This window comes from Collinsella sp. TM05-38, assembly GCF_003466445.1.
Taxonomy (GTDB): Bacteria; Actinomycetota; Coriobacteriia; order Coriobacteriales; family Coriobacteriaceae; genus Collinsella.
The window spans coordinates 35,473-52,204 of the sequence record NZ_QSPM01000011.1; the positions used below are offsets into that span (position 1 = coordinate 35,473).

At 58.2% G+C, this 16,732-nt stretch carries 11 protein-coding genes, 3 tRNA genes and 1 pseudogene; 13 read left to right on the top strand and 2 right to left on the bottom strand.

All coding sequences use genetic code 11. The features are described 5' to 3' along the window. The first annotated feature begins 44 nt into the window (after window positions 1-44). The 4 genes and pseudogenes from gyrB (at window position 45) to DXD49_RS07235 (ending at window position 7,818) form a co-directional block, all read left to right on the top strand. Window positions 45-2,075 carry a DNA topoisomerase (ATP-hydrolyzing) subunit B gene (gene gyrB, locus DXD49_RS07220; RefSeq protein ID WP_117734810.1) on the top strand — a complete coding sequence of 677 codons (2,031 nt, stop codon included), beginning with the start codon at window positions 45-47 and terminating at the stop codon, window positions 2,073-2,075. A gap of 41 nt (window positions 2,076-2,116) precedes the next feature. Then, window positions 2,117-4,867 carry a DNA gyrase subunit A gene (gene gyrA, locus DXD49_RS07225; protein ID WP_199568996.1) on the top strand — a complete coding sequence of 917 codons (2,751 nt, stop codon included), beginning with the start codon at window positions 2,117-2,119 and terminating at the stop codon, window positions 4,865-4,867. A gap of 12 nt (window positions 4,868-4,879) precedes the next feature. Continuing rightward, window positions 4,880-5,104, top strand: a pseudogene (locus DXD49_RS07230) (dTDP-glucose 4,6-dehydratase); the annotation flags it as partial. Between the two features lie 1,061 nt (window positions 5,105-6,165). Further along, on the top strand, window positions 6,166-7,818 hold the full coding sequence (locus tag DXD49_RS07235; protein ID WP_117734808.1) for an RNA-binding domain-containing protein: 1,653 nt from the start codon (window positions 6,166-6,168) through the stop codon (window positions 7,816-7,818). A gap of 332 nt (window positions 7,819-8,150) precedes the next feature. On the opposite strand, the gene DXD49_RS07245 is transcribed toward DXD49_RS07235, so the two are convergent. Next, on the bottom strand, window positions 8,151-8,744 hold the full coding sequence (locus DXD49_RS07245) for a hypothetical protein (RefSeq protein ID WP_117734807.1): 594 nt from the start codon (window positions 8,742-8,744) through the stop codon (window positions 8,151-8,153). 330 nt (window positions 8,745-9,074) lie between these two features. On the opposite strand from DXD49_RS07245, the gene DXD49_RS07250 reads away from it, so the two are divergent. The 9 genes from DXD49_RS07250 to typA all read left to right on the top strand — a co-directional run bounded on the left by DXD49_RS07250 (window position 9,075) and on the right by typA (window position 15,421). Further along, on the top strand, window positions 9,075-10,286 hold the full coding sequence (locus DXD49_RS07250; RefSeq protein ID WP_117794618.1) for a Fic family protein: 1,212 nt from the start codon (window positions 9,075-9,077) through the stop codon (window positions 10,284-10,286). Between the two features lie 237 nt (window positions 10,287-10,523). After that, window positions 10,524-11,597 carry a VanZ family protein gene (locus tag DXD49_RS09925; protein WP_233502137.1) on the top strand — a complete coding sequence of 358 codons (1,074 nt, stop codon included), beginning with the start codon at window positions 10,524-10,526 and terminating at the stop codon, window positions 11,595-11,597. Window positions 11,598-11,607: 10 nt separating this feature from the next. Further along, window positions 11,608-11,684 (top strand) — tRNA-Ile (locus DXD49_RS07260). Between the two features lie 67 nt (window positions 11,685-11,751). Next, window positions 11,752-11,827: transfer RNA gene (locus DXD49_RS07265), tRNA-Ala, on the top strand. Window positions 11,828-11,831: 4 nt separating this feature from the next. Beyond that, a tRNA-Ile gene (locus DXD49_RS07270) sits at window positions 11,832-11,908 on the top strand. Window positions 11,909-12,094: 186 nt separating this feature from the next. Then, window positions 12,095-12,595 (top strand): bifunctional nuclease family protein, encoded by a 501-nt coding sequence (locus tag DXD49_RS07275; RefSeq protein ID WP_117734805.1) that lies wholly within the window; start codon window positions 12,095-12,097, stop codon window positions 12,593-12,595. Beyond that, window positions 12,596-12,985, top strand: a complete 390-nt coding sequence (locus DXD49_RS07280) for a hypothetical protein (protein ID WP_117734804.1) — start codon at window positions 12,596-12,598, stop codon at window positions 12,983-12,985. It begins immediately after the preceding gene. Window positions 12,986-13,015: 30 nt separating this feature from the next. Continuing rightward, window positions 13,016-13,465 (top strand): hypothetical protein, encoded by a 450-nt coding sequence (locus DXD49_RS07285; protein ID WP_117734803.1) that lies wholly within the window; start codon window positions 13,016-13,018, stop codon window positions 13,463-13,465. Between the two features lie 117 nt (window positions 13,466-13,582). Beyond that, on the top strand, window positions 13,583-15,421 hold the full coding sequence (gene typA / locus DXD49_RS07290; protein WP_117734802.1) for a translational GTPase TypA: 1,839 nt from the start codon (window positions 13,583-13,585) through the stop codon (window positions 15,419-15,421). Window positions 15,422-15,548: 127 nt separating this feature from the next. On the opposite strand, the gene DXD49_RS07295 is transcribed toward typA, so the two are convergent. Beyond that, complete coding sequence (locus DXD49_RS07295) at window positions 15,549-16,694, bottom strand: polymer-forming cytoskeletal protein (RefSeq protein WP_117734801.1); 1,146 nt, start codon at window positions 16,692-16,694, stop codon at window positions 15,549-15,551. Window positions 16,695-16,732: the final 38 nt, after the last annotated feature.

Here is a 16,732-nt window from a genome sequence, read left to right on the forward strand (position 1 = left end):
AAACTAGTAAGGCTGTACACATTTTCTTGACTGAAGGAGGACGTGTGGCAAACGAAAACGATTACGATGGCGGCGAGATTAAGATTCTCGAAGGTCTCGAGGCCGTTCGTAAGCGCCCGGGCATGTATATCGGTTCGACGAGTGCCAGCGGTCTGCATCACCTGGTGTGGGAGATCGTTGACAACTCCGTCGACGAGGCCATGGCCGGTTTCTGCACCGAGATCCAGGTGACGGTCCACGCCGACAACTCCATCACGGTCGTCGACAACGGGCGCGGCATCCCCGTCGACGAGCACCCTGTTAAAAAGATTCCGACGCTCGAGGTCGTCATGACGATCCTGCACGCCGGCGGTAAGTTCGATAACTCGGCCTATAAGGTCTCGGGCGGCCTGCACGGCGTGGGCATCTCCGTCGTCAACGCACTGTCCAAGCGCGTGGTCGTTCAGGTTCGCCGCGATGGCAACACCTACGAGATGGAGTTCTCGCGCGGCAAGACTGTCAAGAAGATGGAGGTCGTGGGCACCTCGGATTCGACGGGCACCACCGTCACCTTCTGGCCCGACGACGAGATCTTCGAGACCTGCATCTACGATTTCGATACGCTGCACAACCGTCTGCAGGAGACGGCGTTCCTCAATAAGAACCTCAAGATCGTGCTGACCGACGAGCGCGAGGCGACTCCCCACGTGGAGGAGTTTTGCTACGAGGGCGGCATCATCGACTTCGTCGAGTTCCTCAACGAGGGCAAGGACGTCCCCGAGGCCTTTAAGGAGCCCATCTACATCGAGGGCAAATCGGACCCGGACGCGCCTGTGGCCAAGATGGGCGAGGTCGAGGTTTCCCTGCAGTGGAATAGCGGCTACGGCGAGAACGTCATGTCGTTTGCCAACGATATCTACACCCCCGAGGGCGGCATGCACCTTGAGGGCTTCCGCACCGCGCTTACCCGCGTAATCAACGATTACGCGCGCAAGCAGAATCTGCTCAAGGAAAAGGACGCCAACCTGACCGGCGACGATGTGCGCGAGGGCCTTTCGGCCGTTATCTCGGTCAAGCTGCCCGACCCGCAGTTTGAGGGCCAGACCAAGGCCAAGCTCGGCAGCTCCTATATGCGCGCGCTGACGCTCAAGATCGTGACCGACGGCCTCGCCGATTACCTCGAGGAGCACCCTAAGCCTGCCCGCGAGATCGTCAAGAAGGCCCAGCAGGCCTGCAAGGCCCGCAATGCCGCCCGCAAGGCGCGCGAGGCGACGCGTCGCAAGAGCCTACTCGAGACGGCGTCCCTGCCCGGTAAGCTCGCTGACTGCTCGGTGCGCGATGCCGAGCTGACCGAGCTCTTTATCGTAGAGGGCGACTCGGCAGGCGGCTCGGCCAAGGACGGCCGTCGCCGAGACATCCAGGCGATTCTGCCCCTGCGCGGCAAGATTTTGAACGTCGAACGCGTTGGCGACCACCGCGCGTTCTCGAGTGACACCATCCAGTCGCTGATTACCGCGATCGGCTGCGGCGTTACGACGAGTGCCGGCGACGGCGGCGACTTCGATATTGCTAAGGCGCGTTACCACAAGATCATCATCATGACCGATGCAGACGTCGACGGTGCGCATATCCGCATCCTGCTGCTGACATTCTTCTACAAGTACATGCGTCCGCTGATCGATGCCGGCTACGTCTATGTTGCCTGCCCGCCCATCTTTGGCATTAAGGTGCGCAACAAGATCCACTACGTGTATCCCAACGGCCGCCAGCCCGAAGACGAGATCCTACGCGACACCATCCAGAGTCTGGGCCTGAACCCCGACGACAACGACGAGGACGGCAAGGCCAAGGATGGCAAGATCACCAAGAAACGCAAGGGCTATACCGTCCAGCGCTACAAGGGCCTGGGCGAGATGGACCCCAAGCAGCTTGCCTCGACGACGATGGACCCCAAGACCCGTATTCTGCAGCGCGTGTCGATCGAGGACGCCGTGGTGGCAGACCGCGCCGTGCGCGAGCTGATGGGTTCCGAGGTCGGCTATCGCCGCGAGTACATTGAAAAACATGCACATGATGCACGATTCCTTGACGCTTAAGAGGAGGTAACGTGGCAGACGATATCAACAATAACGAGGGTATGGGCGAGGCCGGCGATGCCGGTATGCCCGACGATCTGAAGCGCCTGCTTGCCCGTGCTGAGCAGGGCGAGGACGGCGATCCGGACGCCTATAACCCCGATGCCGATGATGAGGAGGAAGAGGACGACGACGCCGAGCTCGAGGAGAGCTTTGGCGAAGTCGACCGTGGCGCCTCGGCCGGCGAGGATATCAACGGCGGCCAGCTCCAGATTTCGGAGTTCGGTCGCGAGATGAAGCAGTCGTTTATCGAGTATTCGATGTCGGTCATCACGGCGCGCGCCCTGCCGGACGTGCGCGACGGCTTAAAGCCGGTGCACCGCCGCATCCTGTACGCGATGAACGAGAGCGGCATCTACCCCAACCGCCCGCACAAGAAGTCGGCGTGGACGGTCGGCGAAGTTATCGGTAAGTACCACCCGCACGGCGATTCCGCGGTCTACGAGGCCATGGTTCGCCTGGCGCAGTGGTTCTCCATGCGCACACCGCTCATCGACGGCCACGGCAACTTCGGCAACATCGATGGCGACGGCGCGGCGGCCATGCGTTACACCGAGAGCCGCCTGGCAAAGCCCGCCATGGAGCTTCTGCGCGACCTGCAGAAGGATACCGTCGACTGGCAGCCCAACTACGACGAATCGCTCGCCGAGCCCCAGGCGCTGCCTGCGCGCTTCCCCAACCTGCTGGTCAACGGCAGCCAGGGCATCGCCGTCGGCATGGCCACCAACATCGCCCCGCATAACCTCACCGAGGCGATCGAGGCCACCTGCTACCTGATCGACAACCCCGACGCCACCGTCGACGAACTCATGCAGATCATGCCCGGTCCGGACTTCCCCACCGGCGCCATCATCATGGGCAGCGCTGGCATTAAGCAGAGCTACGAGACCGGCCGCGGCTCCATTACCGTGCGTGCCAAGGCACATGTGGAGTCCACCAAGACCGGCCGCAGCCGCCTGGTCTTTACCGAGATTCCCTACATGGTCAACAAGGGCACCCTGCAGGAGAAGATCGCCCAGCTCGTTAACGACAAGCGCATCGAGGGCATCTCAGACATGCGCGATGAGTCCAACCAGAAGGGCATCCGTCTGGTCATCGAGCTCAAGAAGGGCGTCATTCCGCAGGTCGTGCTCAACAACCTGTATAAGTACACCTCGCTGCAGACGACCTTCGGCGCCAACAACCTGGCGCTTGTCAACGGCGTGCCCAAATGCCTGAGCCTGCGCGAGATGCTGCAGCACTACATCGACCACCAGGTCGACGTCGTCACCCGCCGCACCCGCTTCGACCTTAAGAAGGCCCAGGCCCGCGCGCATATCCTCGAGGGCTACCTGATGGCCCTTGACCATATCGACGAGGTCATTAGCATCATCCGCTCCTCGCAGACCGACTCCGAGGCCAGCAGCCGCCTGATCGAGCGCTTTGGGTTTACGCCCGAGCAGACCACGGCCATCCTTGAGATGAAGCTCCGCCGCCTCACCGGCCTGGAGCGCGACAAGATCGAGGAAGAACTCGAAGGCCTGCGCCGCGCCATCGCCTACTACGAGGATCTGCTTGCGCACGAGGAGAAGATCCTCGGCGTGATCAAGGAGGAGATGCGCGAGATCGCCCGCAAGTTTGGCGACAAGCGCCGCACCGAGATCACCCACGCCGAGAAGGACCTCGACGTCGAGGACCTCATCGCCGACGAGGACATGGTCGTGACCATCACCCACACCGGCTACGTGAAGCGCATCCCGGTGGCCGCCTACCGCGCCCAGAAGCGCGGCGGCAAGGGCGTCTCCGGCGTGAGCCTCAAGGAAGACGACGTCATCGACGAGATGTTCATCGCCAGCACCCATGAATACGTGCTGTTCTTCTCGACGCGCGGCAAGGTGTACCGCCTCAAGGTGCATGAGCTGCCCGTGGGCACCCGCCAGGCCCGCGGCACCGCGATCGTCAACCTGCTGCCCTTCGAGGAGGGCGAGAAGATCGCGAGCGTCATCAGCTGCCGCGAGTTCCCGGCCGACGAGTACCTGATGTTTGCCACCAAGAGCGGCATGGTCAAGAAGACCGTGATGAGCGCATATGACCGCAGCCGCCGCGACGGCCTGATCGCTATCAACCTGCGTGACGACGACGCGCTGCTGAACGTGCGCCGCGTGCGCGAGGGTGACAAGATCATCCTGGCCACCACTGCGGGCAAGGCGATTATGTTCTCCGAGGAGCAGGTGCGCGCCACCGGCCGCGACACCAGCGGCGTTCGCGGTATCGGTATGAAGGACGGCGTGAGCGTTCTGGGCATGGAAGTCACTAACGGCAACGGCGATCTGTTCGTCATTACCGAGCGCGGCTACGGCAAACGCACGCCGGTTGCGGACTACCCGGAGCAGAATCGCGGCGGCCAGGGCGTCTACACCATCCAAATGACCGAGCGTAAGGGTAACCTCGCGGCCATGAAGGCGGTGGGCCCGCAGCACGAGCTGTTCATCGTGACGGAAGGCGCGACGGTCATTCGAGTCAAGACCGACGAGATCAGCCAGACCGGTCGCGCGACCCAGGGTGTGAAGATGATGAGCGTGGGAGATGGCGACCGCGTCACCGCTGTGGCTCGTATGACGAGTGCCAAGAAGAAGGCCAAGGTTCCGGCCGTTGCCGAGGGCCAGGAGTCGCTCGACCCGCTGGCCGCCGGCGCGATGGAAGTCCCGGCCGATGACGACCATGTTGACATCGGCTCTGGTGACGAGGCGCTGGAGGACCTGCTCGAGGAGTAAGTGAAGGCCTTCGGCCGCCCCGAGGACGACTTCGACTGGGTGCGCGACCGCCCCGGCCACGACCGCCGCTACGCCATCGACGCGGCCAAGCTCCGCCGCGAGCTCGGCTGGGAGCCGAGGAACACCGACTTCGCCGCGGGCCTCGCGGGGACGATCCGCTGGTACCGCGCCAACGAGGCCCGGCGGCGCTCCGCCAAGGAGGCCACCGAGGCCAGGTACAAATCTCAGGGGCAGTAGGACCGCCCGCGTCAATACGGCGGGCCTCTCTGGCGTCTTCCGAAAGGGCCTGTCTCGCCTGAGGCTTCCATTGGTTTGACGATGCCCCCGTGGACCCAAATGATGGCGGGTCCATGGGGGCGTCTCATTTCGTGGGTTGGTTAGGCATGGAGCGGCCTCTTCATCCGTGTCGATTTGCGATGCCATTCGTCCTAATCCTCAGCGGCACTTCAAGATTGTCAATTATCCAGCCCCCTGGAGAGCCAATGCCTATAACATTCACACCCATCTCCGACCGTGTATCGGGGTGTCGGATATATCGAGATCGCATGTCGCCCATGGTATCGGAAGGCTTATCCCATAGAAATTAATCGGAGAGGTGTCTATTGTTTCGAGGTGGCCGTTCGCCCTACGGATCCACGATGTGCCACGGGCGTCGGTAAAAGCAATCTCTGAGCCAAGAACAATTCCCATTCCGCGCCCGTGAGTTGGCAAAAGAGTGGACCAGGAACCCGGAGGAAGAACGGATATGTAAGAACGACATTCATAGTCAGGGCCGGCGAGTTCACCGTTAGGTTTAGGGCCGCTTCCCTGGATTCCAACACAAGTTATGACGACGTTGTAAACCGGAGATTCACTTTTGTTTGACAAGACAGTCCGCATGTATAGGAAAGCGCTGTCGTATGGGTGGTCGTCGGGCCCGAGATCCTCAAGCCAGCACGAGACGCCTTCCACCTGAGCGCCGCCGCATATCTTCATCGTGTACATTTCTTGCGCGATGAGAGTCTCGGAGTGCGACTATGACCGCTGTGGCAGTTGCTATCGCGCTTATGATTTGAACTGCTAACTCTATGAGTCGATCACAAGTCATGCCGTCTCCATTCATATTGCGTGCATGTTAGGTCCTTGAAAGGGCATTCTAGTCTCACGATATCGAAAAAAAGCCGTTCCCGAGGAATTTGGAATTAATTGCTGGAATATGCCCCGTCGTGAGGCGATATATCAAACTATATCTATACTATCGATATATATATCTGATTACAGATATAATCTGATACAGATTCAGATATAAGGAGTTGGATATGAGTGTCCCGCAGCGCGAATCTTTAATCGTAGAATTTAAGAGCGATCGTAAGACCATCTCCGAAAATGTCATCGTAGATGAGGTGGTTGCCCTCTCCAACACCGATGGAGGGGAGCTGTACATTGGTGTCGAGGACGACGGAACGCTCACCGGTGCTCAGCCTCAACATCGAGACCCGTTGCAGATGAGCGCCATGATTGCGAACAAGACAGTGCCTTCTGTCTCCGTGCGAACGGTCGTCCTTGTGGAAGACGAAAAGTACATTACTCGAATAGAGGTTCCGCGTTCCACGAGCGTCATCGCTTCCGCCCAGGGGCGTATCCTGCGCCGGCGTCTCAAGGCCAACGGCGAACCTGAGAGCATACCAATGTATCCGTACGAGATATCGACCCGCCTCTCCGACCTTGGTCGCTTGGATTACTCCGCCCAGCCCGTCCCGGATACTACGCGTGAAGATTTTGATCCGTTGGCGATGGAAAATCTTCGTAATGTTGTGCGGAAATACAATAACAGCGATAAATCGCTTCTAGAGCTCGACGATGAGGATCTTGAGAGGGCGTTGGGGTTTGTCGCAACCGTTGGAGACCAAACAATTCCAACTTTGACGGGACTGTTGATGATCGGCCGCGAAGATGTTCTTGCCAAGGCCGTCCCCACTTCCGAGGCGACCCTTCAGGTGCTGGAGGGCACGAATGTGAGGGTAAACCTTACCTATAAAGGCCCCCTGCTCCGCACTATCGAGCAGGTCTCCGAGGCGATCATACCGTGGAATCCCGTCACCGAAGTATCTTTGGGGTTGTTCAGCGATCCGATTGAAACGTTTAACGGCCGCGCAATTCGCGAGGCGCTTGTAAACGCATTCGGGCACAGGGATTACTCGATGTTGGGTAGGGTCCGCGTTCTGATTGACGACACGGGTTTAACCATTTCGAATCCGGGCGGTTTTATCGAAGGCATATCGATCGATAACCTTCTCACTGCCGATCCCCATGGAAGAAATCCGAGTCTCATGGACGCCCTTAAGCGCATCGGCCTCGCAGAGCGAACCGGGCGAGGGATCGACCGAATCTATGAAGGCTCCCTGCTTTCGGGCAGGCCTCTCCCGGATTATTCCGAATCCGGTTCGACGGGCGTCAGCCTGTTTATTGCGCGCAGCAAGCCGGACCAGGAATTCATCAAGCTCATTGCGGAAGAGTCGGAGAAGAGATCTGCGCCGCTTCCCCTGCAGACCCTGCTTGTCCTCGATGCGCTCAAGCGCCTGCGTCGAGCTACGATTGAGGTGCTGACAGAGCATGTTGACGTTCGAAAGGCTCAACTCATCCAGACGGTAGAGCTGCTGGTCGAGTCTGGTCTGGTTGAGGCAGTTGGCTCGGCGGCGCATAGGGAATACCGTATGAGCTCAAAAGTATATAAGCGCACGGGAAGAGTTAAGGAGTATGTACGTCAGGCGGACATCGATTCGATCCGCTATCCAGAACTCATTTTAAGACTGGCGCGGGAACAGGGGCGTGTGACCAAGCAGGATGTGGCGGAGCTCCTTCACGTTAATCCCGATGTTGCTTACTATGAAATTCGGAAGTTGATCAAGGCTGGAGAGCTTAAGTCGGCAAAACGCGGTCCGGACGCCCATTACGTCCTGAGCTCCCAGTAGTGGGGCTCAATATCTATATCGAACTATATCTGGAACTCTGACATCTATATCGATACCACAGAGATAGTCCGATATAGATGGGGTGATGTTAGATATCGTCTCAAAAGGCTCATAGCTGACGGTGTAGTCACTGTTGATGTTCACTAAGATGTGGTCCGAATGACCACCGCTTCCTGAGTGCCGTGGTCATTGAGAATTGAGCAGAGCATGCCCCGGAAGGGTAACTGCATCGACGACGGCGCCATGGAGCAGGTCTTCGGCCACATGAAGGACAAGTTCTTCCGGAGGGATGTGGCCCGACTTCGAGTTCTTCAAAGCGGACCTCGACGCAATTATCTTTCTATTCCTGCAAGATGTAATAGCTTGAGCGTAATCAGCGCGAGGTTGTATGAAATCCAGTGAATGTCCAACTTCATGCCTTTGAATAGGGAGCTGCCTTCCGCACCGCCGTATTCTGGATACCGAAAGTATTCAATGTGTCCCTCCTCAACGCACTTTTGGTATAACGTGCAGAAATCGACAATCCAATCGCAATACGCCGGTAGCGGGCTATATGCGTTATTGACCTTCTCGGCAAGAACACCGAGGTTGTGGGTTCTAATGAAGGAGTTGGTTTTGGCGAGCAGGAGATACTTAAACCCAAGTTCAACTGCATGTCCACCTAGATAGGCGGTTGCGACGGAGTCGGGGCGTACGGTTGCTAGTGTGTCAAAGGAATCAATATACTCGAGCCAAAAGTGCTTCCAAAGTTCCAGACGCTTTCGATCGTCGCTTTCCAAATCAAGTTTCCTGGAGAGCGAGCTTGTGGTGGTGTCACTGAATACCGGACTTCTCTCATATAGAGCATGTTGCGAGGGGGAGGTTCCGTCAAGTTGAATTAGATTTCGGTGGTCGATATTGGCTCCGAGCGCGCTAAAAAGCTCCATGTGATATTACTTCCTTGTCGTCGGTATTTATTGATTCTGCCCAAGTGTAGAGGGCGTACATATCGTGTGACGTTTTCGGTCGACCCCTGCTGGGGTGCGTCTGAACTCTGTTGAGGTTGGACATATTGCCAATGTGAGTGGGGCCGCTGCCGAAGAGAGTGATATTCATTGTGGAAAGAGGTCGGCTCGTCTGCGATTCAAACGGTGTAAACGCGAAAAAACGCTTCTTTTATCTTGGGGTAGATTTAATCTTATAAAAGAAAAAAACGGCGATTTCTTTCTTTTATAAGCACTTCCTGTTACCGTAAAAGAAAAAAGTAGGGAGGATTGATGGCATACTGTACTCTCGAAAAAACTTTCTATGCGGACGCTTCGTCCGATCGATATGCAAATGTCGAAGAACTGTATACGTCTAGATTCAATAGCGAATCGACCTATAGAACTGGAATTGAGCTCGAATCGGGCGAGATGTTTCTGTCTGTGCCCCATGAGCTGCTCTATAACACGGAACAAGTGCTTCGCAAGGAGAGAAGGGTGTCTGCCCTTTGGAGGGACCTGCCTATCGTTGCCTTGGGTGCCTACGTTCGCTCCCTCATTATGGATGAGGTTGTGTATAGCAATGAGATTGAGGGTGTGCACAGTACCCGGCGTCAGATTGAGGAGGCTCTCGCCGCCAACGACAAGTCGGCTCATGCACCCTTTGTTGAGTTTGCTCAGTTGTATCTTAATTTGAGCAACAATCCACCTATGCCCCAATCGCTGCAAGACATCAGGCGGATATACGACTCGGTAGTTGCGGATGCGATATCCCCCGAAGACCTACCGGGGGATGGTCTGTTTCGGTCCGGGCCGGTCGAGATACTCAATCAGCATGGGAAGACAGTCCACAAAGGGGTTTACCCGCCTCAGAAAATCGAAGAGATGATGAGCGCGTGGCTCGGCCTTTCTCAACGTGAGGACATTCCCGAGCTGTATGTTGCGGCACTGTGTCACTTTCTGTTCGGTTATATTCACCCCTTCTTTGATGGCAATGGAAGAACCGGCAGGTATCTGCTTGCTTTGCAGTTGAGCAGACCGCTGTCTCAGCCGACCGTTCTATCGTTATCTCGCGTGATTGCAGAAAACAAGGCAACGTATTATCGCGCATTCGATGCGGTCGAGCGCCCATTAAACAGATCGGATGCAACAAGCTTCGTCATTGCTATTCTGGATTTGATTTCGGACGCGCAAGATGGGCTCATCGCGAATCTTGAGGAGAAGAAGCGCGCTCTAGATGGCCTATTTGAGTGCGTGCATAATCTGGAAGGGGAGTTCAGCAAGAGGCAGCTCGAGGCGCTTTGTTACGCGGCGCAGATTCATCTTTACAGCATTTTTGGGGAAATCAGGCTCGATGGGCTGCGAGAATACCTGGATGTATCACTGCCGACGGCTCGAAACTGCGCGAAAGAGCTTGAGAGGCTGGAGTTAATGTCTAGGGTCTCACAGCGACCTCCTATTTATAAGTTGACGGATGTGGGTGCCGAGCTTTTGGGCATTGGGTAACGGAAAAAAGAAACGTGCCCCTCTTTCAGATGGGTCAAACAGGAGTCCCTTAAAAGAAAGAAATCGTCAATTCTTTCTTTTAAGGGGTTTACTGCAGGGTGTGGAGAGGGCCCTGTAATCGAACCTTTATAAAGTGGGATCGCGTGTTGCGCGCATTTCTCCTCATGCCCATTCCGTTGAGTTTCCGCGCTTGGAATAAAACCGTAGGAAAATGATGGCGTTTGGAAGGGGGTCAACATGCCCAACAACGATTACCCGTTTCAAAACGAAAATGCGCCATCTGGCGATTACCCGTCTGCCGACAAGACGGTGGTGAATAACCCCTACGCAGATTCTTGGCCTGCGGGGCTGCAGCCTGATCCATACACCAGCCCTCAAGCAGCGACTCCGCAGCCGAGCCCCTACGAGTCTCCTAATGTTCAGGACGGCCAGGTTGCATCGCCAGGCAGCACGGCTCCACAACACCGCATCATGCAGGATGCTCCAACGGTGCAAATGCGTCGCCCGCCCACATCTCGGCAGAATCTTCCTGCAGATCAGGCAGCATATGGGCAGCGTGGTCAGCAGCCATATCCGTCGGCCTACGATCCTGACACCTATGACCCGTCTCCGGCAAAACCCGAGCGCCCCACACGCAAGACGTCTCAGCAGCTCGCCGAGCCTCAGCCTCGCCGCGGCGCATCTGCGCTCCGCTGGATCGCGCGTATCTTGTGCCTCGGCCTGCTTGTTTTCGGGGCGATGACCGTCTACTACCTTACAGAGCAGTCGGTCGCAGACACATCCGCCCTGTCCTCCGGCGCGGGCTCGCTTGCCGAACATGGGGCCTATTTGGTGCAGGCTGGGCTGATTCCGGCCTTCGAGGACGATCCAATCAAATGGACGGCCGCTCACATCCTGCTGCTTTCTGTGAAGTTCTCTAACCATGGTCTATCCGTTCGCCAGCAGGCGCACGTGGTCGAATTTGCCATTTTGGGCGGAGTGATAGCCCTCAACGTGCTCGCCTGGATGTCTGGATGGGCGCACCGTCGCAGCCGTCGAGGCCACATTCGTATATGGAGAACGTGGCTCATGTACGCCCTGACTATCCTGGCCTGCGCGGCGGCGTCGTTTGCCGACCAGTATCACAAGCTGTATGTGCCTGGTCGTCACTTCGACAAGCTCGATTTGTTTCTGGATGCCTCAGGCTACATCACGGCTGTTACCTGCGTCTTTATAGCTTGGAGTATTGGCTCATTCGTGTACCGCCTCATTTTTCAAAACAAATTTGAAAAAAAAGTTGTTGACGCGCCACCGACCTCTGGGCTATATTAATCCCCGCGATGGACCTGTAGCTCAGTTGGTTAGAGCGTCCGGCTGATAACCGGGAGGTCACAAGTTCGAATCTTGTCAGGTCCACCACTTTCTTTCGCAATAAACACCCCAGCGAGAGCCGAGTCGCCGCTGGGGTGTTTATTACTGTCTCCGTGGGGGTTTAGCTCAGCTGGGAGAGCGCGGGCTTTGCAAGCCTGAGGTCAGGGGTTCGATCCCCCTAACCTCCACCATGATGGACCTGTAGCTCAGTTGGTTAGAGCGTCCGGCTGATAACCGGGAGGTCACAAGTTCGAATCTTGTCAGGTCCACCATCAAAACTGTGAAGAGCCTCGGGGCAATTGCCTCGGGGCTCTTTTCTTACCTACTGAAAGTAGTCAAAAAAGCCCCGTCCCTAATTAACTACTTTAATTTTGTGTGCTGTGCGAAAGATTGGGTAGTATAGCTATTCAATGCGGCGAAGATGCCGTGTGTTAATCGCTACGTACCGGAGGTGTTCCATGGTTCGTGTCGACATAGAGACCATCGTCATGGCCGCCGGTCCCGTGCCATCGCTTATCGTGCTTCGCGAGCGCTGCAGCAAATCGGACTCGCCCGCGCCGCTGCGTTCCCTTTCCATTCAGACTGGTTCGTTTGAAGCTGCTGCCATCAGCCGCGGCATCGATAGCGGCCGCGCCGAGCGCCCGATTACCCATGACCTGCTGCTCGATACTGTTGGCGCCCTGGGCGCCAAACTCGAGCGCATCGAGATCGTCCGCGCCGAGCCGCCGGTGTTTTACGCGACGATCGTCGTGCTGGCCGATGGCGAGGAGCGTAAGATCGACGCCCGCCCCAGTGATGCCATTGCCCTTGCCGTGCGCAGCAATGCTCCCATGTTTGTGGAGGACGACATCATGAATCGCCTGGGCACTCTTTCTACCCACGCCGAGGAAGTCGACGACGAGCGGGAGTTCGAGAAGTTCGACGAGTTCGTCCATACGCTCTCCCCCGATGACTTCTAAATGCGGGGCGTCCAGGTTGCGGAGCGTTCGCTGATGGCCGGCGGCATGTCGGCCGAGGCGGCCGCCATCGCGCGTGAAGCCCAGATGCGCTCAGAGGCTTTTGAGGCGGCTCGCATTGCCTATGTGACGCAGGCCCGCACGCTTCGCGAGCGCCGCGGCTCGTTTATCAAGATGGTCGTCATCTCCGCCCTTGTCGCGGCAATCTGCTCGCGCCTTCGTGGTACAGTTGGTGCGCTTGGGTTTTCGATCTCTACGGGCCTGGTGATCTGGGGCGTGGTCGACGCGGTGATGCTGACCAGTCAGATCAAGGTGCTCGACAAGCGCGCGATGGATATGATGCGCGCCCGCGACGCTGCCGCCAAGATCGCCGCCGAGGCACAGGAACTGTAACGACTCCGGACTCGATGGGAAGGTCTAAAGATGGCACAGGATATGCAGGACGCCGGTAACGTCTCCGCCGAGCTCGACGCCATGGTGTGCGATCTGATTGGCGCCTTCTTGGACGACCTGGCCGCGGGCGAAAACCCTGGCGTGGTTGTGGCAATTGAGGACGCCACTTCCAACCGTTATCTTGCCGCGCTCGACGAGGATGGCGAGGAGGCATGCCTGGAGGCTGCCACCAACTTTATCTCCGAGCACAAGATGGGTCTTAAGGACGAGGGCCTGGGCCGTATCGCCCGCTATGCTATCGGCTATACCGGCTGCGTCGAGATTGACGGCGGCTATCACGACGCCCTGCTCGTGAGCTTCTTCGAAACCACGCTCGAGAGCGGTTTTTCGGCATACGTGCTGTATGAGGGCATGGGTGCCGGCGATGGTTTTATGTGGAGCGACCCTGAACCTGCAGGTGAGGAAACCCCTCTTATCTAAAATCGCTAAAATAAACGAGTTTTCGGTAAAAGGCTCAATATTCTCGCTGAGCGTTGTATCGCTGGGCGGGCCGCATACGCGTGCCGTTTGTATATGGATAGAAGATAGGGGAACTACATGCGCGTAGACAATCTGAGGAACATCGCCATCATCGCCCACGTCGACCACGGCAAGACGACGATGGTCGACAAGCTCCTGCGTGCCACGGACGCTTTCCGTGCCAACCAGCAGGTCGAGGACCGCGTCCTGGACTCGAACGACCAGGAGCGCGAGCGCGGCATTACGATTCTCGCCAAGAACATCTCTATCGAGTACAAGGACGTTAAGATCAACGTCATCGACACCCCGGGCCACGCCGACTTTGGCGGCGAGGTCGAGCGCGTGCTGCGTATGGCCGACGGCGCCCTGCTGCTGGTCGACGCTTTTGAGGGTCCCATGCCCCAGACCCGCTTCGTGCTGCGTCACGCTATCGACACCGGCCTTAAGATCATGATCGTCATCAACAAGATCGATCGTCCGGGCGCTAACCCCGAGAAGGCCTACAACGACTGCCTCGACCTTATGGCAGACCTGGGCGCTACCGACGACCAGCTCGAGTTTGCCATGGAGCACGTTATCTACGCCAGCGGCGTCAACGGCTTTGCCCGTCATGACCCTGAGGACGGCAACATGGACATGTACCCGCTGCTCGACATGATCATCGACGACATGCCCGCGCCCGAGGTTGACGAGAACGCCCCGCTGGCCATGCAGTGTGTGACCATCGACCACTCCAACTTCGTTGGCCGTATCGGCATCGGTCGCGTGTATTCCGGCGCCATCCATCAGGGCGACCAGATTCTGGTTGTGAAGAACGACGGCTCCAGCGCCACCGCTACCGTCAAGCAGCTCTTTACCTTCGACTACCTGGGCCGTACCGAGTGCCAGGAAGTCGGCGCCGGCGATATCGCCGCTGTCGTGGGTATTGACCGCACCGATATCGGCGATGTCTACACCGATCCCGAGAACCCCGTCGAGCTCGAGCCCATCGAGATTGACCCGCCGACCCTGTCCATCGTCTTTGAGGCTTCGACCTCCCCGCTCGTCGGCCGCGACGGCGACATCGTGGGCGCCCGTCAGCTTAAGGAGCGCCTGTTCAACGAGGCCGAGAACAACGTGACCATGAAGATCGAGGAGCTCGAGGACAAGAGCGGCGTCGAGGTCTCGGGCCGCGGCATCCTGCATCTGTCCGTTCTGATGGAGTCCATGCGCCGCGAGGGCTTTGAGTTCCAGGTCGGTCGTCCCCGCGTTCTGTTTAAGAAGGACGAGAACGGCAACAAGATGGAGCCTGTCGAGCAGGCCGTCGTCGAGTGCCCGGACGAGTACTCGGGCAAGGTCGTTGAGGTCTTCGGCACCTCCGGTGGCATCATGACGAGCATGGATACCTCGGGCATCGTGACGCATCTCGAGTTCAAGATCCCGACGCGTGGCATCATGGGCCTTAAGAACCGCATCATGAACGTCACCCACGGCGAGGGCGTGTTCTACCACACCTTCCTGGAGTACGGTCCCTACGCCGGCGAGATCGGCAACCGTCAGAACGGTGCCATGATCTCCATGACCACTGAGAAGGCCGTTGCCTATGCTCTGGGTACGCTGCAGGAGCGCGGCCAGCTCTTCGTTGAGCCGGGCACCGAGTGCTACGAGGGCATGATCGTGGGCGAGCGCAGCAAGGCTGGCGACATGGTCGTCAACATCGCCCGTACCAAGAACCTGGGCAACCAGCGTTCCTCGACCTCCGACATCTCCGTTCAGCTGGTGCCGCCTCGTGTCTTCTCGCTGGAGGAGGCGCTGGAGTACATCGCCGACGACGAGCTGGTCGAGATCACTCCCAAGAACATTCGCCTGCGCAAGCGTCTGCTCAACGCAACCGACCGCAAGAAGGCTGCTGTCCGCGCCGGCCAGGTCAACAAATAAGCGCCGGGCTTCATAGCTTTAAATGAAAGGGCGTCGACCGCAATGGTCGTCGCCCTTTTTGGTGCACGTGGATTGAGACGGCCTGCGCCACCACAAAGGTGCCTGTCCCCTTTGTGGTGGTTGGTGGTTAGGCGGTGGGGAGTCCCGGCGTGTTAGCCGGCTGCTGCGGCTTGAGGTGGGCGTTGCGCCAGATGATCTGGATGACGTAGCCGAGTGTGAAGACGAAGGCTACACCGCTGACAAAGTTGCCCATAAGAGGAAGTGCCGTGAGTGCGCCCGCGACGATACCGCCCACGGCGGCCATGGCGTAGCGATTCTGGTTGTGTCCGACCATGCGTGCGATCGCGGTGCCCGTAAATGCCGCCGAGACCAGGGCGATGCCGATGATGCCGCACATGAGGGCACCGGCGAGCGACAGGCCTGCAATCGAGATGATGAGCAGCACGACGGCGGGAATGACGGCAACCGTGCCCAGAAGACCGCTTACCCACAGCGGCGTGGGACGCTGATGCAGCATGCCGGCGGCGCTGGCGGTTGCGCGCGGAAAGACAAGCTCAAGCAGGATGGCGACAAAGCAGGTGGAAAGCGCCGCGGCAACGATGCCGCCGATAATGTCGTTGACCGTAGAGGTGTCCTCGTTTTCGGTTCGGTCGATCTTGAGGGCTCCAACCTGGGCACCCTCTGTCCGCTCGGGATCCTGTGAGACGTGGGCGTTCACCGTGCCGGTGATGCGGGCGTTTTTGCCCAGGATGAGCTTGTCGGCCCAGACCTCAACATCGCCATCGACGGTGCCGTCAATGGTAACGGTGTCGCCGGCGAGCGCCGCCGATTTGGCAGAGCCACGCAGGGCGACCGTCTCGCCCGCCGCGTAAAAACAGTTGGCAGTACTGCCGGTGTTGAGGACGACGTGCTGGCCGGCCACCGTGACGCTGCCATCGATTGTGGTTTTGGCGATATCGATGGTACGCGCCGCCAGGCGAACGGCGCCGCCTACGGTGCAGTCGCGAATCGACAGGCTCTCGCCCGCCGCGATAATATCGCGGCCGATGGAGGCGTCGTCTAGGTTGAGGCTTTGGCCGGCCCAGTACAGGTCGCCTTCGACACCCGACGGAGTTGAGTCAACTTCGGTCGCGAGCACGTTTCCCGCGGTGTCGGTGCTGGCGAACGATGCCGTGGGGAGTGCGGTGAGCGCGAGCGCAATCAGCGCGAATAGGATAGCGATGTGACTCCGCGCTTTGCGGCGCCGGGTTGACGGTACTTGGTTGTAAGGCATAGTGAATCCTTCGTTAGATACTCGACAGGTATCTAACA